Below are 19,280 nucleotides of genomic sequence, written 5' to 3' on the forward strand. Positions count from 1 at the left end.
CCGTGCTCCCCGTGTCCAACGACGGTTCGGCCGGCGCCGACGGCACCGCGGCCGCCCCGGCCGACCCAGGCCCGCTCCTCGCGGCGGCCGCGGACGACGCTGCGCTCGTCCGCCGGCTGCTCGCGGGAGACGAGCAGGCCTTCGAGCAGCTCGTGACCGGGCTCCACACCCCCATGCTCCGGCTGGCCCGGACGCTCGCCGGCCAGGCGGGCGCGCAGGAGGTCGTCCAGGAGACCTGGGCGGCGGTCTTCGACGGGCTCGTGCGCTTCGAGGGGCGCTCCTCGCTGAAGACGTGGGTGTTCAGGATCCTGACGAACCGCGCCAGGACATGGGGCACGCGCGAGAAGCGCACGGTCCCTGTCTCGTGGCTGGAGGACGGGGATCAGGGCAGCGAGCCGGCGGTCGATCCGGCCCGGTTCGACGGCATCGGCGACTGGGTGGACCCGCCCGTCCCGTGGACGGAGCAGAGCCCGGAAGGTCTCTTGCTGCGCAAGGAGATCGGCGCCGTGCTCCAGCGGGAGCTCGAGGCGCTGGTGCCTGGACAGCGCGCGGTGGTCCTCTTGCGCGACGTGGAGGGGTGTCCCTCCGACGAGGTCTGCGAGGTCCTGGGTATCAGCGAGGCGAACCAGCGGGTCCTCCTGCACCGTGGCCGATCGAAGCTCCGGGCGGCGCTGGAGCGATACCTGGCGAGGGGGTGAGCGCGCATGCTCGTCACGTGCTGTCAGTTGACGGAGATGATCACCGACAGGAAAGAGGGGGCGCTGTCCTCGGAGCAGGCGGAGGGCTGCGCGCAGCACCTCTCGTGGTGCGACCGCTGTCGCACGTACCTGCGGCAGATGGATCTGACGATCGACGCGCTCCGGGGCCTCCCGGGCGAGCCGCTGCACGACGAGGTCCGCGCCGCGCTGTTCGCCCGGTTCCAGCGGCGGAAGACCACCGCCGACAGCTAGCCTTCCAGCATGGCGACGGAGCTGCTGGCAAGGATCACACATGACCCCGCCGTGATGGGGGTCGGCCCTGTATCCGAGGGATGAGGGTGACGGTGGGTACCATCGTGGGCTTGCTGGCTGCGGGGCACCCGGTCGAGGAGGTGCTCGCGCTCTATCCCTACCTCGAGAGGGACGACGTGATGGCGGCGCTCTCCTATGCGGCATGGCGCGCCGAGGAGGTCGAGCTCCCGCTGAAGGCGTCATGAAAGTTCTGGTGGACATGAATTTCTCGCCGACATGAGCGTCGTTCCTGAAGGATGAGAGGATAGAGACGCTGGGGCGCACGAGCGACGCTGCGGGTTGCGTGGGGGCGCCGCTTGATCCAAGGACAGGAGCTTGCCCCTTCCGGGCACTCCGTACTTTGTTTTTGTTTTGTTAAGGAGGTCCTTGATGAATTCTTTCACCACGCTTCATCGGTCTGCCGTCTCTGTGCTCCTCCTGTGCGCCCCGCTGCTCGTCGGGGCGTGCGGCGAGGCAGGCCCCGAGATCGGCGCCGTGGACAGCGCGTCCGCCGAGCTCGTCTCTGCGGACGGGAGGATCAAGCCCGGCCGCTGTAGGCCGACCGGCTGCAGCGGGCAGGTCTGCGCGGACCAGGTCGTGTACACGACGTGCGAGTGGCGCGAGGAGTACGCGTGCTACGGCGACCACGGCATCTGTGAGCGCGACGCGTCCGGCCAGTGCGGCTGGCGGCAGACGCCGGAGCTCACCGCGTGTCTCGGCGGCGGGGAGGCGCCGCCCGGCGGCGACCTCGGGTCCTGCGTGGTCACCGGCTGCAGCGGGCAGGTCTGCGCGGACGAGGACGTGTTCACGACGTGCGAGTGGCGCGAGGAATACGCGTGCTACGGCAAGCACGGCGTCTGCGAGCGCGACGCGTCCGGCCAGTGCGGCTGGCGGGACACCCCCGAGCTCGACGCCTGCCTCGCGTCGTCCTCGGGCATCTGAGCAGCGCGGAGCCCGGGGGCCCCACCCACGAGCCCTGCTGCCGCCAGGACGAGCGGCAGAACCGCAGGCGGCCGCGACGTTGAGCAACGGACAGGGACCCCGCTGACAGGGACAAGCGGGCCCGTGTCGGGGACAGGGGTCCCGTTGCCAGGGACAGGGGTCCCGTTGCCAGGGACAGGCGACGGGGCGTTCGCCTGTCCCTGACACGGGCCCGCTTGTCCCTGGCGGGCGTTCGCCTGTCCCTGGCGGGCGTTCACCTGTCCCTGGCGGGCGTTCGCCTGTCCCTGGCGGGCGTTCGCCTGTCCCTGGCGAGGTCGCCGCCTGTCCCTGGCGGGCGTTCACCTGTCCCTGGCGGGCGTTCGCCTGTCCCTGGCGAGGTCGCCGCCTGTCCCTGGCGAGGTCGCCGCCTGTCCCTGGCGGGCGTTCGCCTGTCCCTGGCGAGGTCGCCGCCTGTCCCAGGCGGGCGTTCGCCTGTCCCTGGCGGCTCCCTCGGCAGGCCGAGCGTGGGTGTGGGGAGATCCCACAAGGGATCCCGGCCTGACCGGAGCGCCAACCGAGCGCCAGGGCGCCCCCAGCGCCTCACGCACGGCGCTCGGACATCCGTCCTGGTTGCGCCGTGTTCGCTCAATCGGCGCCGCCTCCGCGCATGGCGCCCGCCCGTGGAAGGGTACCCGCGCCGCGGATCGCCCGCGCGCGCGCCGCAGATCGCCCGCGCGCGCCGCGCTCCGGCCGCGGGGCGCCGCGTGGCATGTCGACTGCTCAGAGCGTCGGTATGACCATGAACGCTCCGGCGATCGCCGCGCCCGAGGCGCGCGAGGGCATCCTCCATCCCGCCGGCGGGGACGCCGCGCGCGGGCGCCGCGGTGAGATCTTCTCCTTCATCGTCCTCTCCGCGGCGCTGCTCGTCATGTCGCGCGTGGTCCAGCGGACGGTCGTCCCGGGGCTGCCCCCGGCGCTGCACATGGCGTATTCCTGGGGGCTTCTGCTCGTGCTCCTCGTCCCCGTCGCGTGGTACGTGCGCCGCCTGTCGCTGCCGCTCGCGCGGATGGGCGTGACCACCGCGGGCCTGCGCCGCAGCCTGGCGGAGTCGCTGGCCGTCGCGCTCGTCCTCGCGGCCGCCTGCTTCGCGCTGCGGATCGGCGCCTGGACGCGCGGCGAGCCCCTGATCACCTGGGGATCGATCGCCGGCTACGACGCGACCTGGCGGGCGGTCTTCTTCGCCCTCTACGCGCCCCACTGCCTGCTCCAGGAGTTCGTCGCGCGCGGCGTGATCCAGACCTCCCTGGAGCGCTTTCTCCCCGGGTCGGGCCGCGCGGTCCACCTCGCGCTCACCTCGGCGTTCTTCGGCGTCTACCACCTTCACGTCTCGCTCGGCTTCGCCTTCCTCACCTTCGCCATCGGCATCCTCTTCGGCGCGCTCTACGCGCGGCACCGCACCCTCGCCGGGGTGACCCTCGCGCACGCCGCCCTGGGCCTCGCGAGCGTCGCCGTCGGCCTCAACTGAACCGGGAGCCCCTCGATGCGCATCGCGATCATCTCGACCTACACGCACCCGAGCCGCCTGCACCGCAAGGAGCGCTCGATCATGCAGTCCTCCGTGCCCGAGCTCATCGCGGCCCTGTGCCCGCCGGACGCGGAGATCGAGCTCTACAACGAGAAGGAGACGGATATCCCCCTCGACCGCGACTGGGACCTCGTGTTCTTCTCGTACCTGCACGCCTATTACGAGCACACCAAGGTGCTCTCCGCCCTGTTCCGGCGGCGGGGCATCACCACGGTGGCCGGCGGCCGGCACGCGAGCCACTTCCGCGCGGACGCGCTCCAGCACTTCGACGCGGTGGTCGCGGGCGACCCGGAGTCGAACGTCCCGGCCCTCCTCGCCGATTTCCAGCGGCGCGCGCTCCAGCCCGTCTACGCGCTCCCGTCGGTGCCGCCGGACCAGATTCCCACCTACCGCTATGATCTGATCGATTACCGCAACAACCTCGTTCGCCTGCCGGGCATCGAGGCGTCGCGCGGCTGCCCGTTCTCGTGCAACTTCTGCGTGCTGACAGGGCACGAGCAGTACCGGTATCGCCCGATCGACCACGTGATCCGGGACATCCGCGACCGGATGACCTTCAACCAGCGCATCCCCGGGGTGACCACCGACGCGTTCGGCTTCCTCGACAACAACCTGGGGGGATCTCCGCGCTACCTGCGGGAGCTCTGCGAGGCGCTGATGCCGCTCAAGAAGATCTGGGGCTGCGCGCTCACCTTCAACGTGCTGCGCGACCCGGAGCTCGTGCGCCTCATGGGGCGGGCGGGGTGCCGCTACGTCTACACCGGGCTGGAGTCGCTGAACCCCGAGTCGATCAGCGCCATGAACAAGGGCCAGAACAAGCTGAGCGAGGTCCGCGAGGTCCTGAAGCGGGCCTCTGCGAGCGGGATCGTCCTCTCCTTCGGGCTGCTCGTCGGCTCGGACGGGGACACGAGCGAGTACCTGGAGCGGGTGCCCGAGTACCTCCACGACCTCGGGGATCACTGCCCCACGTTCCTGGGGATCGTCTGCCCGTACCCGGAGACGCCGTTCTTCGCGCAGGTGGCGGCCGAGGGGCGGCTCTTGCCCGGGGTGACGAGCCGGGATCTCGACGGCTACACCCTGTGTCACAGGCCGGCCCGGATGGACCCGTCCGAGGTCGTCGAGCACTTCCAGCGCCTGAGCCGCACGATCGGGAGCCTGTCCAGCGTGGGCCGCCACCTGTGGAGCCGGCTCTTGACGAGCGATCTGCCCCGCTACAAGGCGTGCGTCGCGATGTCGGCGCCCGAGGTGCTGAGCCTGCGCGCGCCGCTCGCCAACCGCTCGCGCAGCTACATCGCCGGGCGCGACCCGATCGAGGCCTGGGACGCGGCGAGGATGCGGGAGCTCGGCCTCGAGCCGCAGCGGATCGACGCGTCGTCCTGCCGGGCGGATCCGCGGGGGCTCGCGCGGATCCGGGCGCGGCGGGCGAGCGGCCCGGCGGCGGTCGCGTGACGTGGCACAGCGGCGGTCGGGTCAGGGGCCGCGGGGGTCGGGTGGGGGAAGGAGGGCTGTCATGAGGGGGCGCGCGAGCGGCGCGGCGATCGCCTACTTCGCGCTCGTGCACGCGCTCGCCGTGCTCGGGCTGCTGCTGCCGATCCGGGCGAGCTTCGTCGCCCTCGCGGCCGCGCTGTACGCGGCGCTCCACCTGTCCACCATCGTCGGCCTGCACCGGCTGCTCTCGCACCGCGCGTTCCGCTGCCCGAGGTGGGTCGAGTACGCGCTCGTGTCGGTGGCGATGATCAGCGGCCAGGGGAGCCCGATCGCGTGGGTGGCGACGCACCGGCGGCACCACGCGCACACCGACCGCGAGGGCGACGTCCACTCGCCGCGGCGAGGGCTCTGGTACGCGCACCTCGGGTGGATCGTCGACGACGGCTCGACCGACCCGCGCGATCCGGAGCGGTACTGCCGCGATCTGGCCGGCGATCCCTACTACCGGTGGCTGCTCCGGTGGCGGTTCGCGCCGCAGGGGGCGGCGGTGCTGCTGGCGGGGCTCGCGCTCGGCTGGGGCGCGGTGCCGGTCGTGTTCTTCCTGCCGCTCGTTGGCTGGATGCACACGACCTACCTGGTGAACTCGGTCTGCCACGCGCCGCGCTTCGGGCGCCGCGCGTTCGAGACCCGCGACGGGAGCCGCAACGTGGGGTGGGTGGCGGCGCTGACCTTCGGCGAGGGCTGGCACAACAACCACCACGCCTTCCCGCGCGCCGCCCGCTACGGGATGGCGCCGGGGCAGCACGACCTCGCGTTTGCGTTCATCAGGGCGCTCGCGGCGCTGGGGCTCGCGTGGGACATCCAGCCGGGGCCGGAGGGGCGGGAGGGCGCGCGCGGCAGGGCGGCGGGCGGCTGAATGACCTGCGCTCGAGCCTTCCGTCGATCCGCCGGCCGAGCGCCGGCGCGGCGCTGCCAGCGCGGGTGCGGCAGCCGTGGCGGGCGCGGCTGCCGTGGAGCTCAGGCCCGGGGGCGACGCCGCGGGGGAGCCATGCCCGCCGCGACGTCCCGGGCCTCGGTCGCGCCCCCGCGCGCGCGGGGCTTCGCGGCGCCGGTGCGGGCGTCGGGCGCGCCGCCACGCGCCTCGGCGGCGCTGCCCCGCGGCCTGACCTCGTCGGCCGCGCTGGCCCGCGCTCGGGCCCCGGCCGCGCTGCCCCGCGGCCTTGCCTCGTCGGCGGCGCCGCCCCGCGGCCCGGCCTCGTCGGCCGCGCTGGCCCGCGCCCGCGCGCCGGCCGCGCTGCGCCGGGGCCTGTCCTCGTCGGCCGCGTCCTCGTGGGCCTCGGACTCGCCGCCTCGCGCCCCGGCCGCGCCGCGGCGTGCCCCCGCCTCGCCGCCGCGCGCCCCGACCTCGCCGCCGCGCGCCCCGGCCTCGCCGCCCCACGCACCGCCGGGGGCGTCGTGCTGGTCGCGGCGGACCTGGACCTTGCGGCCCTTCAGGCGCGTGGCGCGCAGCGCCTCGATGACCGTGTCCGCCGCGTCGGCAGGGACCTCCACCACGGAGAAGCCGTCGGCGATCTGGATCGCGCCGATGTCGCGGGAGCTCAGCGACGCCTCGTTCGCGATCGCGCCGACGAGGTCCGCCGGGCGGATGCCCGCGGCCCGCCCCGCGCCGATGTAGAGCCGCGCGACGTTGCCGTCGGCCTCGCCGCCGTCGCGCCGCGGCCGGGCGGGACCCTCGCCCGCGCGCCCGCGCGCGCCAGGAGGGCCGCGCCGCGCGTCGCGCGCGCGCTCGGGCGCAGGCGGGGGCGGCCGGAACGACGGGATCTCCGCCTCGTCCTCCGGCCGGTCCCCCTCGGTCGCGCGGTGCGCGAGCTTCACCGCCGCGGCGGCGATGTCCATCACGTCGAACTCGTCGGCGAGCGCCTCGACGACGACCCGGAACTGCTCGGCCCCGCCCTCGAGGAGCGCCTCCCGCAGCGAGGCGCGCGTCAGCTCCAGGCGCCGCGCGCGCAGGTCGGCCACGGTCGGTAGGGTGGCGGCCTCGATGCGCTGGCCGGTGAGCCGCTCGACGTTGCGGATCAGGTAGTGCTCGCGCGGCTCCACCAGCGTGATCGCCGCGCCCTCGCGGCCGGCACGGCCCGTGCGGCCGATGCGGTGGACGTAGACCTCGGCCTCGCAGGGGACGTCGTAGTTGATGACGTGCGAGACGTGCTCGATGTCGAGCCCCCGCGCGGCGACGTCGGTGGCGACGAGCAGCTCGGCCGCGCCGGCGCGGAAGCGCGCCATCACGCGGTCGCGGTGCTCCTGCGAGAAGCCGCCGTGCAGCGCCTGCGCCTCGTGGCCGCGCGCGCGCAGCGCCTCGGTCAGCTCGTCCACCTCGTTGCGCGTGCGGCAGAAGATGATCGCCGACGACGGGTCCTCCACGTCGAGCACCCGCGTCAGGGCGGCCGGCTTGTGCGCCCGCGGCACGATGTAGGCCGTCTGGCGGACGCGGGGGAGCTCGCCGGGCGCCGCCTTCTCGGCCGCGATCTTGACCCGCACGGGCTCGCGGAGGTGCCGGCCGGCGATCGCGGCGATCCGCGGGGGCAACGTCGCGGAGAAGAGGACGGTCTGCCGCTCGGCCGGCGTGGCCGAGAGGATCGCCTCCAGCGCCTCGGCGAAGCCCATGTCGAGCATCTCGTCGGCCTCGTCGAGCACGACCGTGCGGATGCCGTCGAGCAGGAGCGTCCCGCGGCCGATGTGGTCGAGCGCGCGGCCGGGCGTCGCCACGACGACGTGCACCCCGCGGCGCAGCGCGCGGAGCTGCTGGCCGAACGGCTGGCCGCCGTAGACCGACAGCACCTGGACGCCGAGGCGGCGGCCGTAGCGGTGCATCGCCTCGGCCACCTGCATGGCGAGCTCGCGCGTCGGCACGAGCACGAGGGCCACGGGGCGGCTGGGCGGCTCGCCGCCGATCTCGAGCCGCTGGAGCAGCGGCAGCGCGAACGCGGCCGTCTTCCCGGTGCCCGTCGCGGCCTGGCCGAGCAGGTCGCGCCCGGTCAAGAGGTGCGGGATCGCCTCGCGCTGGATCGGGGTGGGCTCTTCGTAGCCGAGCTCGGTGAGCACGCCGAGGAGGGCGGGCCCGATGCCGAGCGCGGCAAAGCTGACGGACGGGGTGGTCGGTTCCACGGGGGCTCCCCGTCTCATGGGTTCACGCCGGCGTCATGGCAATCCGGCAGGCGGCGCGGCGCGCGGCGCGCGGCGCGGTGATGACGCAGCCGAGCTCGCGCGCGGCGGCGGAGCCCGCGCGGCGGCGGAGCCCGCGCGGCGGCGGAGCCCGCGCGCGGCGGCGGAGCTCGCGCGGCGGCGGAGCCCGCGCGCGGCGGCGGAGCCCGCGCGCGGCGGCGGAGCCCGCGAACCCCCGTCGCGTCAGCCGAGCTTCGCGGCGAGGGCGCGGTAGCGCTCCGGCAGGCGCGCGGCGTCCACCTGGCCGAGGAGCGCCAGCGCGCCCTCCTGCGCGCGGGGGTTGCCCCCGGGCGCGCGGCTCACCGCCTCCAGATAGAGCTCGAGCGCGCGCCTGCGCTCCGCGAGCGCCTGCGCGGCCCGGCCCCGGAGCTCGAGGATCTCCGCCTGCTCGGCGCAGAGCGCCGCGTACGCACCGACCTTCTCGTGGTCGCCGAGCAGGGTGGCCGCGCCCGCGGCGTCGAGCCGGTCGAGCATGTCCCGCATCGGGCCGAAGAGCCCGTCCGCGGTGGTGCGGACGAGGAGCTCCGCCTCGTCGAGCTGTCCGGCGCGCCGGAGCCCGGCGATCCGACCGACGGCCTCGGCGAGCTGCTCGATCATGCGGAGGAGGTAATCGCGCTGTCGGATCGACATGAGGTCTCCTTGTAGAGCCTCCCCGGGTCCGGGGCACGCGCCGATCGACCCGCGGAGCCGCCGCCTCGCCGACAGGAGGGCGGTCCCGGCGACACGGTCGCGCCGCGCCGACGAGCGACGCGGAGCAGCGCTCGGCGCCGCCGCGCGCGGAGCAGCGCTCGGCGCCGCCGCGCGCGGATCGCGCGATGGACGCCCTGAACATCCGCCGTGGTGCGGTGCCGCTGCACGCCTGCCCGTGGCATGCGCCGTGTCTGCTCCGCGGCGAGCGTGAAACCGGACCGCGATCGACTGGAGGCCACCTGGAAGCGCAGCAACGGCGCCGAGGATCCCCCACGTCCAGCGCACGCGACGCCATCCGTTCATGGCGCGCTGGCTCCGTCGCGAGAGGGGCTCATGTCAACGCTGAAGGAGCACCCACCCGCCGGTGCGGGGGGGACGGTCCATGGCAAGTACAAGCTCGTCGCGAAGATCGGCGAGGGCGCCATGGGCTCCGTCTGGTCCGCGATCAACATCACCACGGGGCGCGAGGTGGCGCTCAAGCGGGTGATCCGCGCGGAGCCCGAGCTCCGGGCCCGGCTCGCGCGGGAGGCGCGGAGCTGCGGGGCGCTCCAGCACCGGAACATCGTCGACGTCTACGACATGGTCGAGACGGACGCCGGCGAGCCGTTCCTCGTGATGCAGCTCCTCTCGGGCGAGACGCTGGCCGAGCTGCTGCTACGCAGGCGCCGGGTCGAGCCGGAGATCGGCGCCGGCATCGGCCGAGACGTCGCGAGGGGCCTCGCGGCGGCCCACGAGCTCCACATCGTCCATCGGGATCTGAAGCCCTCGAACATCTTCTTGCACCGCGAGACCGACGTGGACGGGTGGGTCGTCAAGGTGCTCGACTTCGGCGTCGCAAAGAACCTGTCGATCAACGACGGACTCCACACCATGCCGGGCGGGGTTGTCGGGTCGCCGCTGTACATGAGCCCGGAGCAGGTCAGGGCGGACGAGGACATCGATCATCGCACCGACATCTGGGCGCTCGGCGTGGTCCTGTTCGAGATGCTCACCGGGGAGCGGCCGTTCCGGGGGGACGCCAGGGAGGTCTTCACTGCCATCCTGGCCGGTGAGATCCCCACGCTGGCGCGGGTCCTGTGGCGCGTGGACCGGCGGCTCGTCGACATCGTCGCGCGCTGCATGCGGCGCGACCGCGAGGAGCGGTTCGGGACCGCGGCGGAGGTGGCAGACCTGCTCGATCGGATCGCGACGGGGCGAGGAGCGCTCCCGTCCGGGCGAGAGACCGCGCGCGAGGCGCCGGCGCCGCCGCAGGCCATCGTGCGGGGGGAGCGCTCCGCGCAGCCCTCCTCGCGGACCTTCGACGCCGACGCCATCGCGAGCACCGTGCGCGCCGGGCCGGCCGCAGCGAGCGATCGGCGGGATCCCGGGAGCTCGACGACGCCGCTTGTCACGAGCTCGTCCCAGGTGAACGTCGTTGTCGGGGTCATCCCGCCCGGACCGCCTGCGCCGCCGAGGCGAGACGGTGGTCCGAAACGGAAACCCAGGGCCGCGACCGCGGCCCTGGCCGTGGCCGCCGCCCTCGGCGCGCTCGTCGCGGCGGTGCTGGTCCTGCCAGAGAGACGTGCGCACCGCGCGGCGGCGCCGGGCGCGCCGGCGGCGTCGGCGCACGAGAGCTCCGGGGCGCCGGCGGCGTCGGCGCACGAGAGCTCCGGGGCGCCGGCGCTGCCGCCGCAGCGCCCTCGTGAGCCGCGCGAGGTGGCGTTGGCACCCTCGATGTCGGCGCCGAGCGACGCGACGCCTCCGCCTCCGGCGCGCGCCGAGGGCGCCGCAGCGCAGCGGGCGGCGGATGGAGCGGGCCTGGATCCTGAACCCGCCGCGGCACGGCCATCATCCAAGCCGCGTGTGGACGCACGGCCCGCTGGAGCGAGCGCCCAGGATACGCCTTTGCCCCGCCGGCCTCCGGCAAGACCGCCGAAGGCCGATCGCTGCGCGGGGAAGAAGGGATTTTTACGGGCCCTCTGCCGCGACAAGGAAGAGCGAGCGCGCAACGCCCATGAGCCGTTGTGATGGGAAGCGGGAAGCTCCCGAGGAGGCGCGCCGGCGGACATCCCGGGCCTTCCGCACCGCAGGGGATGGCGGGGCGGCGAGAGGAACGCGGCGGCGGTGCTCCTTCGCCGCCCGGGCTCCCTCGTGAGCTCATGTCATCGACGCAGGGGAGGTACACCATGGCGGGTGTCGTGAGGACTTCTTGCCGGCGCGCGGCCGGAGCGGCGCTGGGCGTGTTCCTCTGCGCGGCGACCGTGGGGGCGGCCGCGCTGGCGCAGGGCGGTGGTGAGCCAGGGGCACCGGGCGACGACAGCGCGCGGGCCGTGCGCCGCTACAGCGACGGGGTCGCGGCGGCCAGGGAGGGCCGCTGGCCGGAGGCTTATGCGGCCTACCTCGAGGCGTGGCGGCTCAAGCAGCATTTCCAGATCGCGGCGAACCTCGCCCGGGCGGAGCTCCGGATAGGGAAACACCGCGACGCCGCGGAGCACATCTCGTTCTTCCTGCGCGAGGCAGAGGGCGTGAGCGACTCCGATCGCGCGCTGGCGCGGCAGATGCTCGACGAGGCCAGGGCGCACATCGCCACGCTCTCCCTCGTCGTGAGCCGGGCGGGGGCCACGGTGCTCGTCGACGGCGTCCCCGTGGGGACATCGCCGCTCGGGCGGGAAGTGTATGTCGAGCCGGGGGAGAGGAGGCTCGAGGCGCGGATCGAGGGCGAGGCGCCGGCGCAGACCTCGGCGGCGCTCGCGCCGGGGGCGTCGCAGGAGGTGGAGCTCCGGTTCGTGGACCGCGCCGCGCCGGCGGCGATTCAGCCCCGGGCGCCGCAGCGGCGCCCGCCCGCGGCTCCGGATCGCGGCGCCTCCGGGCCGAGCGTGGCGCTCATCGCGGCGGGCGGCGCTGCCGCGGGGATCGCGGTGGGGACGGCGGTCGCCTTGAGGGTCCTCGCGGATCGGAGCGCGCACGCGGGCAGCGACGCCGCGGTGCCCGGCGCGGACTCGTGTTATTCGAGCGGACCTCCGGCGCGCCATCACGCCCGGTGTCCCGAGGTGCACGAGCACCGGACCGAGGCCGCGCGCCTGTACAACGCGTCGACCGGCGTCTTTGTCGCGGCCGGCGTGCTCGGCGCGGCGACCGTGGGCCATGCGCTGTACGGAGCGTTGCGGGCCGGCGGAGGACCAGCGGTGACGGCCGTTCCCGTGGCGCTGGCGCCCGGGGCAGGCGTCTCGCTGAGCGCGCGATGGTGACATCCGAGGCGTGACATGGAGGAGCGGCAGCATGCGATATGGTCTGTTCGAGGAGGTCCGTCGATTCCGGTGCGCCGCCGTGCTCGCCGCGGCGCTGCACGCGACCGCGTGCGAGGAGGTGCCGCCGTGCTTGCACTGTGATGACATCCCGCCCCCGGATCCGCCGGACCCGTGCGGCGTGTTCGCGAGCGCGAGCGCCGTGTCCCCGGGCTCCGGGACGAGAGAGGCGCCGTACGCGAGCCTTCAAGACGCGATCGACAACGCGGCGGGCCGGATGGTGTGCGCGTGCGCCGGCAAGGCGTTCACCGAGGCGGTGACGCTGCGCGCGGGGATCGCGGTGCACGGGGACTACACGTGCGATGGGGGGTGGAAGCCGAGCCCCGGTACGAAGAGCGCGATCGAGGGGCCGCCAGGGCAGGTCGCGCTGACGCTGACGGAAGCGGCGCGTGGGGCGAAGGTGCAGGGGTTCGAGATCAAGGCGGCGAAGGCGACGGAGCCGGGCGGGTCGTCGATCGCTGTTGCCGTGGCGGCCATCGCGGCGGAGCTGAGGCAGGTCAAGGCCGTGGCAGGCGACGCGATGCCCGGCGCGAACGGCGAGACGCCGACGGGCAGGGCGAGGGCCGGGACGGACGCGCCGGCGGGGGATGCGGCAGATGCGTGCGTGGATGCCCCGAAGGGGGGCAACCCCGGCAAGATGACGTGCGATGGAGTGGATACCAGCGGTGGCGAGGGCGGCCCTGGGGCGACGGTGGCCCTGGGCAGCGGAGCCCCAGGTGCGGACGGCAAGCCGATGCCGGAAGCGATTCAGACTGGCAAGGGAGGCCTGGTTGACCGAGGCCTCGGTCAAAGCGGCGGTTCCGGTATCTACGGCATCGCCGGCGACCCTGGCGGCGGGGGCGCGGACGCGAGGCTGACCCTCGCTGGAGTCCTGGGCGGCGACGGCGCTCCCGGCGGGAACGGGGCACCTGGGCAGGGAGGCGGGGGTGGAGGCGGATCCGACAGAACGCTCTGCCTGGATCCGGATGGAACCAGGGAAATCAGAACTGGCGCGAGCGGCGGGGGTGGAGGCGCGGGCGGATGCGGCGGCGCCGGCGGCGGAGGTGGGAAAGCTGGAGGGTCCAGCATCGCCATCGCGAGCCTCGGGACAGCGCTGGTCCTGGACGATGTGAGCGTCGAGGTTGGGAACGGGGGCGACGGGGGTAACGGGGCGGCGGGGCAGCCGGGCGGACCAGGGGGGCGAGGCGCAGCAGGTGGTGTTTACACCAACAATCCAGGTGTGGAGTACGCGGGAGCTGGAGGGAACGGCGGTCGTGGCGGTCTTGGCGGCTCGGGAGGCGGCGGGCGCGGCGGGTACGCGATCGGCATCGCCTACGCAACAGCCCCCGATCCCATCCCGTCGCTCCATTCATTCTCCCACGGAACGGCGGGCTCCGGCGGCCTGGGTGGCCGGGGCTCCATGAACAATGCCGGCGATCCCGGTAGCGCCGCCGCGTGCTGGCGCTTCGATACGAACGAGCGATGCGCGCCGTGAGCTGAGCCCCACCGCCACACCCACCATGGCACGCGCCATGGTTGGTGTAGCGAACGTGTCACCGGAGCGTGAGCGAAGGCCGGTTGCTCCGATGCGGAGCAACGTCGCTGTGCGGCGACGGACGTGCTGCCCAGCGCGGTGGGCCGTGTCCGCCGTGCGTGCCTGGGACAGGCCTTTCCCGAGAACACGCCGGTGACAGGGAGGGGTGATATCATGCGACATGGTCTGTTCGAAGAGGCTCCGCGATTCCGGTGCGCCGCCGCGCTCGCCGTGGCGTTCCAGGCGACCGCGTGCCAGCCGGTAGAAAGGGACTGGCAAGACGTGGGTCGAGATGCGGACATCGACCGGTGCAGCGTGTTCGCGAGCGCGAGCGCCGTGTCCCCGGGCTCCGGGACGAGAGAGGCGCCGTACGCGAGCCTTCAGGACGCGATCGACAACGCGGCGGGCCGGACGGTGTGCGCGTGCGCCGGCAAGGCGTTCACCGAGGCGGTGACGCTGCGCGCGGGGATCGAGGTGCGCGGGGACTACACGTGCGATGGGGGGTGGAAGCCGAGCCTCGGTACGAAGAGCGCGATCGAGGGGCCGCCGGGGAAGGTCGCGCTGACGTTGACGGAAGCGGCGCGTGGGGCGAAGGTGCGGGGGTTCGAGATCAAGGCGGCGAAGGCGACGGAGCCAGGCGGGTCGTCGATCGCTGTTGCCGTGGCGGCCATCGCGGCGGAGCTGAAGCAGGTCAAGGCCGTGGCCGGCGACGCGATGCCCGGCGCGGACGGCGAGCCGTTGACGGGCAAGGCGGAGGCCGGGGAGGACGCGCCGGCGGGGGATGTGGCAGATGCGTGCGTGAACGCCCCGAAGGCGGGCAACCCCGGGCGGATGTTGTGCGGTGTCGTGGAGACCAGCGGTGGCGCGGGCGGCCCTGGGGCGATGTCGCCTCTCCTCGTCGGGGGACGAGGAGCAGACGGCAAGCCGGCGTGGGATGCGATGCAGACTGGCAAGGGAGGCCTGGTTCACCGAGGACTCGGCCAGAACGGTCTCTCCGGTGTCCCGGGCGGCTCCGGGAGCTCCGGTGCCGGCGGCAAGGAGGCGAGGCTGACCCTCGACGGCGTCGTGGGGGGCGACGGTGCGCCCGGCGGGACGGGGACACCGGGGCAGGGAGGAGGGGGTGGAGGCGGCTCCGACGTGACGATCTGCCTGGATAACGATGGAACCATCAGACCTGGAGCTGGCGCGAGCGGCGGGGGTGGAGGCGCGGGCGGATGCGGCGGCGCCGGCGGCGCAGCCGGGAAAGCCGGAGGGTCCAGCATCGGCATCGTGAGCCTCGGAGCGGAGCTGGTCCTCGTCGAGGTGAGCGTCGAGATCGGGAACGGTGGCAACGGGGGAAACGGGGCGGCGGGGCAGCCGGGCGGATCAGGGGGGCGAGGTGCAGCAGGTGGTCTTTGCTCTGACAAGCCCGATGAGGACTGTGCGGGCGCTGGAGGGAACGGCGGTCGTGGCGGTCCCGGCGGTCCAGGGGGCGGCGGGCGTGGCGGGTACGCGATCGGCATCGCGTACGCCGACGCCCCGCCTCCTGCCATCCCATCGTTGAACCTGCTCCCACACGTGCGGGCGGGCACCGGCGGTCTGGATGGCCAGGGCTCTCTGGACAGAGCCGGTGGGCACGGTGGCGCCGCCGCGTGCTGGCGCTTCGACACGGACAAGAGCTGCGCGCAGTAAGAACGCTCCCCGGCGAATCGAACAACGCCGGAGGCCTATCGGAACACGGGCGCGCTGTCGAACACCGTCGGCTCCGCGGTCTCCGCGGCTGCCGGCGGCGGCGTCCTGCGCTGAGTCCACCTCGCCGGAGCTCGCTGCGGCTCCCGCCCCTGCGCGGTCCGGGCGTCTCGCGCGGCCGCCGGCGGCGCTTCCGGTGAGCTCGTGGCCACCCGCGCCGGCGGAGGCGCCGGCGCCTCCGGCTCGGTCTCCGTCACCGCTGCCGGCGGCGCCGCGACATCCGCTCTCCTCTCTTCCTCGCGCGCGTCTTGCTCGCGCGCGTCTTGCTCGCGCGCGGGCTCCGACGGGACGCCGAGCACCGACGCCACCGCGGCCAGGGTCGCGCTCGCGCCGAGGACCACCCCCTTGATCCAGCCGCGCGAGGCCGGCCTCTCCGCGACGGACGGCTTCTGCGCCGGCTCGCCGTCGGTCGCCCCGGCTCGCACGTCGACACGCGCCGTATCGGCCGCGGTCTCCTCGCGCCGCGCCGCCTGGGCCTCCGGCGCCGTGCGCGCCGCGCCCTCGGGCGCACCGGCAGCCTTCGCGCTCTGCGCCGCGTAGCGCTCCCGCCAGCCCACGGGCTTCAGCCGCTCCGGATCGGCGCCATACGGCCTCGCGCCGAACACCGTCCGCGCGATCTCCGCCTCGTCCTCGGGCACCTCCTCGATGCGCAGCAGCCTGCCCTGGCTATCCGCCGCCGGGGCGTCGCGCTCCGCCACGAGCCGCACCGAGAGCCCGCCCGGGATATCGGCCTCTCGACCGGTGGAGATCGCCGTCCACTTGATGTTCGAGCGGTACAGCACCGCCGCGAGCCGCGAAGCGACGCCCGCGACCCCCCTGAACGGCTCGTCTTCCCCGTGGACGATGACCACCCGCCTCGGCTGCGCGCCCGGATCGGCGACCCACGCCAGGGAGAGGTCGCTCCGCGGCAACCGCGGCAGATCGTCGAACGCCTCGACATAGCGCGCCAGCACCCGGGACACGCCGTCCGGACGCTCGAGGACCGCGCGCACGTACGCCCGGTAGAAGGCGGCCGCAGGAGGGTCGGACTCGCCTCCGCTCATCGTGTGGCGGTGGAAGCTGGCCGCGGCTTCGAGCAGCGACGCAGGGCGCACCTCGCGATCGATCGCGGCGATCCCGTGGGCGAACGGCGGGTGCCCCCTGCCCGCGTGATCCGTCGCGCCGTCGATCCGGAACGCGAAGATCAGCGCGAGCGCGCCGTGACCTGCCTCGTGCTGGGTGTCGTCGCGCGACAGATTGCCGATGGCGAACGCGTGCGTGCCGTTCGTCTGCGGCTCGATGTACTTCATCAGCCGCGCGAGATGGCTGAAATGCGTCGGCGTGAGCAGGCCCTGGGGGACCTCCGGGCCGTACATGACATCGATCTGGTGCTCCGGGACGTTCCCGTGGAGCACATGGTACCACGGCGCGTCGTCCTCGGCGCGGTAGCGCGGAGGCTCGTAACCAGCGGCGCTGGTCTCATTTCTGGGCATGAGATCCGACCTGGGGCGCCGCGAGCCGCGCTGTCTGGTAGACGGCCGCTGGTGCGGTAACATCCTGCTTGATTCGCTGGAGGAGCTGACCGTCGTAGGCGTGCTTCGGCAGGATGCGCTCGACGAAGTGCGAGAACAGGTGGTGCGTGCTGTGGCCGTAGCTCGCCGAGCCCACGAGGACGCGCGTGTCGACGTGGTTCTTGAGCCGATCGATCGCGCTGATCAGCGGCTGGTAGTGCCTGTGCGCCTCCAGCTCGACCTCGGCCGGCGTCCCGGAGAGGACGTCCGACTTGTTGATGAACAGGACGACCGCCTTGCACGCGGTCAGCGTCTTGGAGCCGAAGAAGTAGCGCAGCGATTGCGGCTCGAACTCCCGGATCTGATCCTCGATGCGCGCCGGATCCACCTGTCGTCCGTCCCTGGCCGCGAGATCGACGACCAGGAGCAGGCCATGGACCTCGTCCACGACGAGCTCGTGCTGGGCCTCGACGAGGTGCTCTCCGCCCCAGTCGCCGATCTCGAAGATGTGCTCGGTCAGCTCTTCCCTGGTGGACACGTGGCTCACGGTCCGCTCGTAACGCTCGATCTTCGTCCCCTGCAGCTTGCCGAGGTCGACGAGGGGGTTGGCCCACTTCAACGTGAGCGAGGTCTTCCCGGTGCCTTTGATGCCGAGCGTCAGGATCTTGTACCGCTTCTGCGTGACCCTGGGCCGGGCGTCCAGCTCCCTCCGCAACCACTCGATCTCTCGTTGCTGCGCGTCGAGCCACTCGACCTTCTGTCGCTCCTCGCCCCGGGCGCGGTCGAGCGTCTCTCGGTCCCTGGCGCGCTCCGAACGCAGCTGTTCGAGCTGCGCGCTGGCTTGACGGAGGGCCTCCGCGTTCCGGGCGGCCTCGCGCAGCTGTCCTTGCAGCGAGGCCGTCCGGGCCGCGAGCCAGGCCATGCCGGCACCGCAACCGAGCGTCCCGAGACCCAGGAGGATCGCGAAATCTGCACCCATTTCACACACCTCGCCCCATCGGCAGGGTAATCGGCACGGTGATCGGCACAGCAAAACGAGTCGCCGTCCCCGGCGGCCGATCCGCGAGCCGGCAGGGGAACCGTTGGCCTAAGTGCTATCACGGCGCGCCTGGACGACCAGCAGAGTTGGGCGCCGCAGGCTGACCCGCGGCGCCGCGTCCGGAGCACACGGTGCCTGAGCCGAGCGCGCCGTCCGCGGGTGACGAGCGCGGCGGGCCGGAGCCTGCCTCCGCCTGGGTCATTGCTCGCGGGGCTGCGTGCTGGTCGCACCCGGTCTGTGTCGGGACGCCGTCAACGAGGCAGGGAACGTCTCAAGCGAAGCGCAGCGCGGTCAACCCGATCAGGTTGATGCCCGCGTGCGCCACGACGCACGGCCAGACGTTGTCGCGCCGCACGGCGAGCGCCCCGAGCACCAGGCCGATGGCGAAGGTCTGCACGACGCCGAGCATCGATTGATAGAAGTGCCCGGCCGCGAACAGGGCCGACGACAGCACGACGGCGCCGGCCGCGGCGGCGTGGTGCCGGGGGTCGGGGGACAGGGCGGCGCGCAGGCGCGAGAGGAAGAAGCCGCGGAACACGAGCTCCTCGTAGACGCCGGTGAAGAGCGCCAGCGGAAGGATGAGGGACGGCGGAAGCTCGGAGAAGCCGCCGAGCGCGGCGGTCTTCTCGGCGGCGAGCCGTTCCGGGGCGAGGCCCGCCGCCAGCGCATAGACGACAGTGCCCGTTCCGGCGACAAGGTAGCTCGCGATGAGCCCGAGCAGGCCCCAGGAGAGGACGGTCGCGGGCGCCTCGCGCCGGAAGCCGAGCGTGCTCCAGGGCTCCCGGAACACGGCGAGCAGGACGGCGACGCTGACGAGCAGGATGCCACCGCCGAGGCCGACACCCTTGGCGATGTCCCGCGGCGAGAGGGCGCGCGCGCCGGAGCCGGCCGTCTCGCCGAGCGCGATGAACACGAGCACCACGGCGGCGACGAGGAGCACCTGCAGCGCCGCCCTCGGGCGGCTCGTTCCGGGACGGGCGGTGGTGGACATCGGAGCGCCTCGGGGTCGAGGTCATCGTAGGGCAACAGGCCCGCGCCGTCGCGAGCGACCCCTGCGAGCCCGGCGCCGCGCCGGCGCGCGCGGCGATGCGAGCGCCGGTCGGGGGCGAGCGGGCTACCGTCGTGGGGCACCGCTGGGAGCCCCGCATCCCCTGGAACCACCTGAGGCGTGTGACGATTCCATGGGGGTAGGAAATGTCTCGCCTGGGCGCGCTGAGGTGCGCGATGGTACGCCTTGTGAGCAGCCAGGCGATCATGTCGGAGATGCCGCACCAAATACTCCGAAGGGGCGTGCCCCGTGGTGGCATCCAGGCTCGTGGGCTGTCCGGATCCGGGCGGCGAGCGGTCCCCTGCGAGCTCCGGGTCGAGGCGCGCTTCCCCGGTGTCCTGGG

16 protein-coding genes are annotated in these 19,280 nt (G+C 73.7%); 11 read left to right on the forward strand and 5 right to left on the reverse strand.

The window, feature by feature from the left end:
* Positions 1 to 11 precede the first annotated feature (11 nt).
* The 7 genes from WMF24_RS04070 (at position 12) to WMF24_RS04100 (ending at position 5,839) form a co-directional block, all read left to right on the forward strand.
* On the forward strand, positions 12 to 698 hold the full coding sequence (locus WMF24_RS04070) for an RNA polymerase sigma factor (RefSeq protein WP_437735023.1): 687 nt from the start codon (positions 12 to 14) through the stop codon (positions 696 to 698).
* Between the two features lie 36 nt (positions 699 to 734).
* A complete protein-coding gene (locus WMF24_RS04075) occupies positions 735 to 950 on the forward strand; it encodes an anti-sigma factor family protein (RefSeq protein WP_437738759.1) in 216 nt (71 codons plus the stop codon).
* Between the two features lie 92 nt (positions 951 to 1,042).
* Positions 1,043 to 1,195 (forward strand): DUF433 domain-containing protein, encoded by a 153-nt coding sequence (locus WMF24_RS04080; RefSeq protein WP_437735024.1) that lies wholly within the window; start codon positions 1,043 to 1,045, stop codon positions 1,193 to 1,195.
* Positions 1,196 to 1,379: 184 nt separating this feature from the next.
* The gene (locus WMF24_RS04085) at positions 1,380 to 1,931 is read left to right on the forward strand and encodes a hypothetical protein (RefSeq protein WP_437735025.1); all 552 of its coding nucleotides are present in this window, start codon (positions 1,380 to 1,382) and stop codon (positions 1,929 to 1,931) included.
* A gap of 772 nt (positions 1,932 to 2,703) precedes the next feature.
* Positions 2,704 to 3,435 carry a CPBP family intramembrane glutamic endopeptidase gene (locus WMF24_RS04090; protein WP_437735026.1) on the forward strand — a complete coding sequence of 244 codons (732 nt, stop codon included), beginning with the start codon at positions 2,704 to 2,706 and terminating at the stop codon, positions 3,433 to 3,435.
* A gap of 15 nt (positions 3,436 to 3,450) precedes the next feature.
* Positions 3,451 to 4,944 carry a B12-binding domain-containing radical SAM protein gene (locus WMF24_RS04095; RefSeq protein WP_437735027.1) on the forward strand — a complete coding sequence of 498 codons (1,494 nt, stop codon included), beginning with the start codon at positions 3,451 to 3,453 and terminating at the stop codon, positions 4,942 to 4,944.
* A gap of 61 nt (positions 4,945 to 5,005) precedes the next feature.
* Positions 5,006 to 5,839, forward strand: coding sequence for an acyl-CoA desaturase (locus WMF24_RS04100; RefSeq protein WP_437735028.1), 834 nt, complete (start codon positions 5,006 to 5,008; stop codon positions 5,837 to 5,839).
* A 101-nt stretch (positions 5,840 to 5,940) separates the two neighbouring features.
* On the opposite strand, the gene WMF24_RS04105 is transcribed toward WMF24_RS04100, so the two are convergent.
* On the reverse strand, positions 5,941 to 8,088 hold the full coding sequence (locus WMF24_RS04105; protein WP_437735029.1) for a DEAD/DEAH box helicase: 2,148 nt from the start codon (positions 8,086 to 8,088) through the stop codon (positions 5,941 to 5,943).
* Positions 8,089 to 8,328: 240 nt separating this feature from the next.
* Positions 8,329 to 8,775, reverse strand: a complete 447-nt coding sequence (locus WMF24_RS04110; RefSeq protein ID WP_437735030.1) for a hypothetical protein — start codon at positions 8,773 to 8,775, stop codon at positions 8,329 to 8,331.
* A gap of 393 nt (positions 8,776 to 9,168) precedes the next feature.
* Here WMF24_RS04110 and WMF24_RS04115 point away from each other — a divergent pair, with 393 nt between their 5' ends.
* From WMF24_RS04115 to WMF24_RS04130, 4 genes are all read left to right on the forward strand, one after another.
* Positions 9,169 to 10,842, forward strand: a complete 1,674-nt coding sequence (locus tag WMF24_RS04115) for a serine/threonine-protein kinase (RefSeq protein WP_437735031.1) — start codon at positions 9,169 to 9,171, stop codon at positions 10,840 to 10,842.
* A gap of 158 nt (positions 10,843 to 11,000) precedes the next feature.
* On the forward strand, positions 11,001 to 12,062 hold the full coding sequence (locus WMF24_RS04120; RefSeq protein WP_437735032.1) for a hypothetical protein: 1,062 nt from the start codon (positions 11,001 to 11,003) through the stop codon (positions 12,060 to 12,062).
* 31 nt (positions 12,063 to 12,093) lie between these two features.
* The gene (locus tag WMF24_RS04125; protein ID WP_437735033.1) at positions 12,094 to 13,593 is read left to right on the forward strand and encodes a hypothetical protein; all 1,500 of its coding nucleotides are present in this window, start codon (positions 12,094 to 12,096) and stop codon (positions 13,591 to 13,593) included.
* Positions 13,594 to 13,806: 213 nt separating this feature from the next.
* Positions 13,807 to 15,303: a hypothetical protein gene (locus tag WMF24_RS04130; RefSeq protein ID WP_437735034.1), complete on the forward strand. Its 1,497-nt coding sequence runs from the start codon at positions 13,807 to 13,809 to the stop codon at positions 15,301 to 15,303.
* A 35-nt stretch (positions 15,304 to 15,338) separates the two neighbouring features.
* Here the strand turns inward: WMF24_RS04130 and WMF24_RS04135 are convergent, their stop codons facing one another.
* The 3 genes from WMF24_RS04135 to WMF24_RS04145 form a co-directional block, all read right to left on the reverse strand.
* The gene (locus WMF24_RS04135) at positions 15,339 to 16,832 is read right to left on the reverse strand and encodes a hypothetical protein (protein ID WP_437735035.1); all 1,494 of its coding nucleotides are present in this window, start codon (positions 16,830 to 16,832) and stop codon (positions 15,339 to 15,341) included.
* Complete coding sequence (locus WMF24_RS04140) at positions 16,819 to 17,829, reverse strand: hypothetical protein (protein WP_437735036.1); 1,011 nt, start codon at positions 17,827 to 17,829, stop codon at positions 16,819 to 16,821. Before WMF24_RS04140 ends, WMF24_RS04135 begins: the two co-directional genes overlap by 14 nt.
* 331 nt (positions 17,830 to 18,160) lie before the next feature.
* Positions 18,161 to 18,880, reverse strand: a complete 720-nt coding sequence (locus WMF24_RS04145) for a CPBP family intramembrane glutamic endopeptidase (RefSeq protein WP_437735037.1) — start codon at positions 18,878 to 18,880, stop codon at positions 18,161 to 18,163.
* Between the last annotated feature and the right edge of the window lie 400 nt (positions 18,881 to 19,280).

It is taken from the genome of Sorangium sp. So ce1335 (assembly GCF_051521615.1).
GTDB lineage: Bacteria > Myxococcota_A > Polyangia > Polyangiales > Polyangiaceae > Sorangium.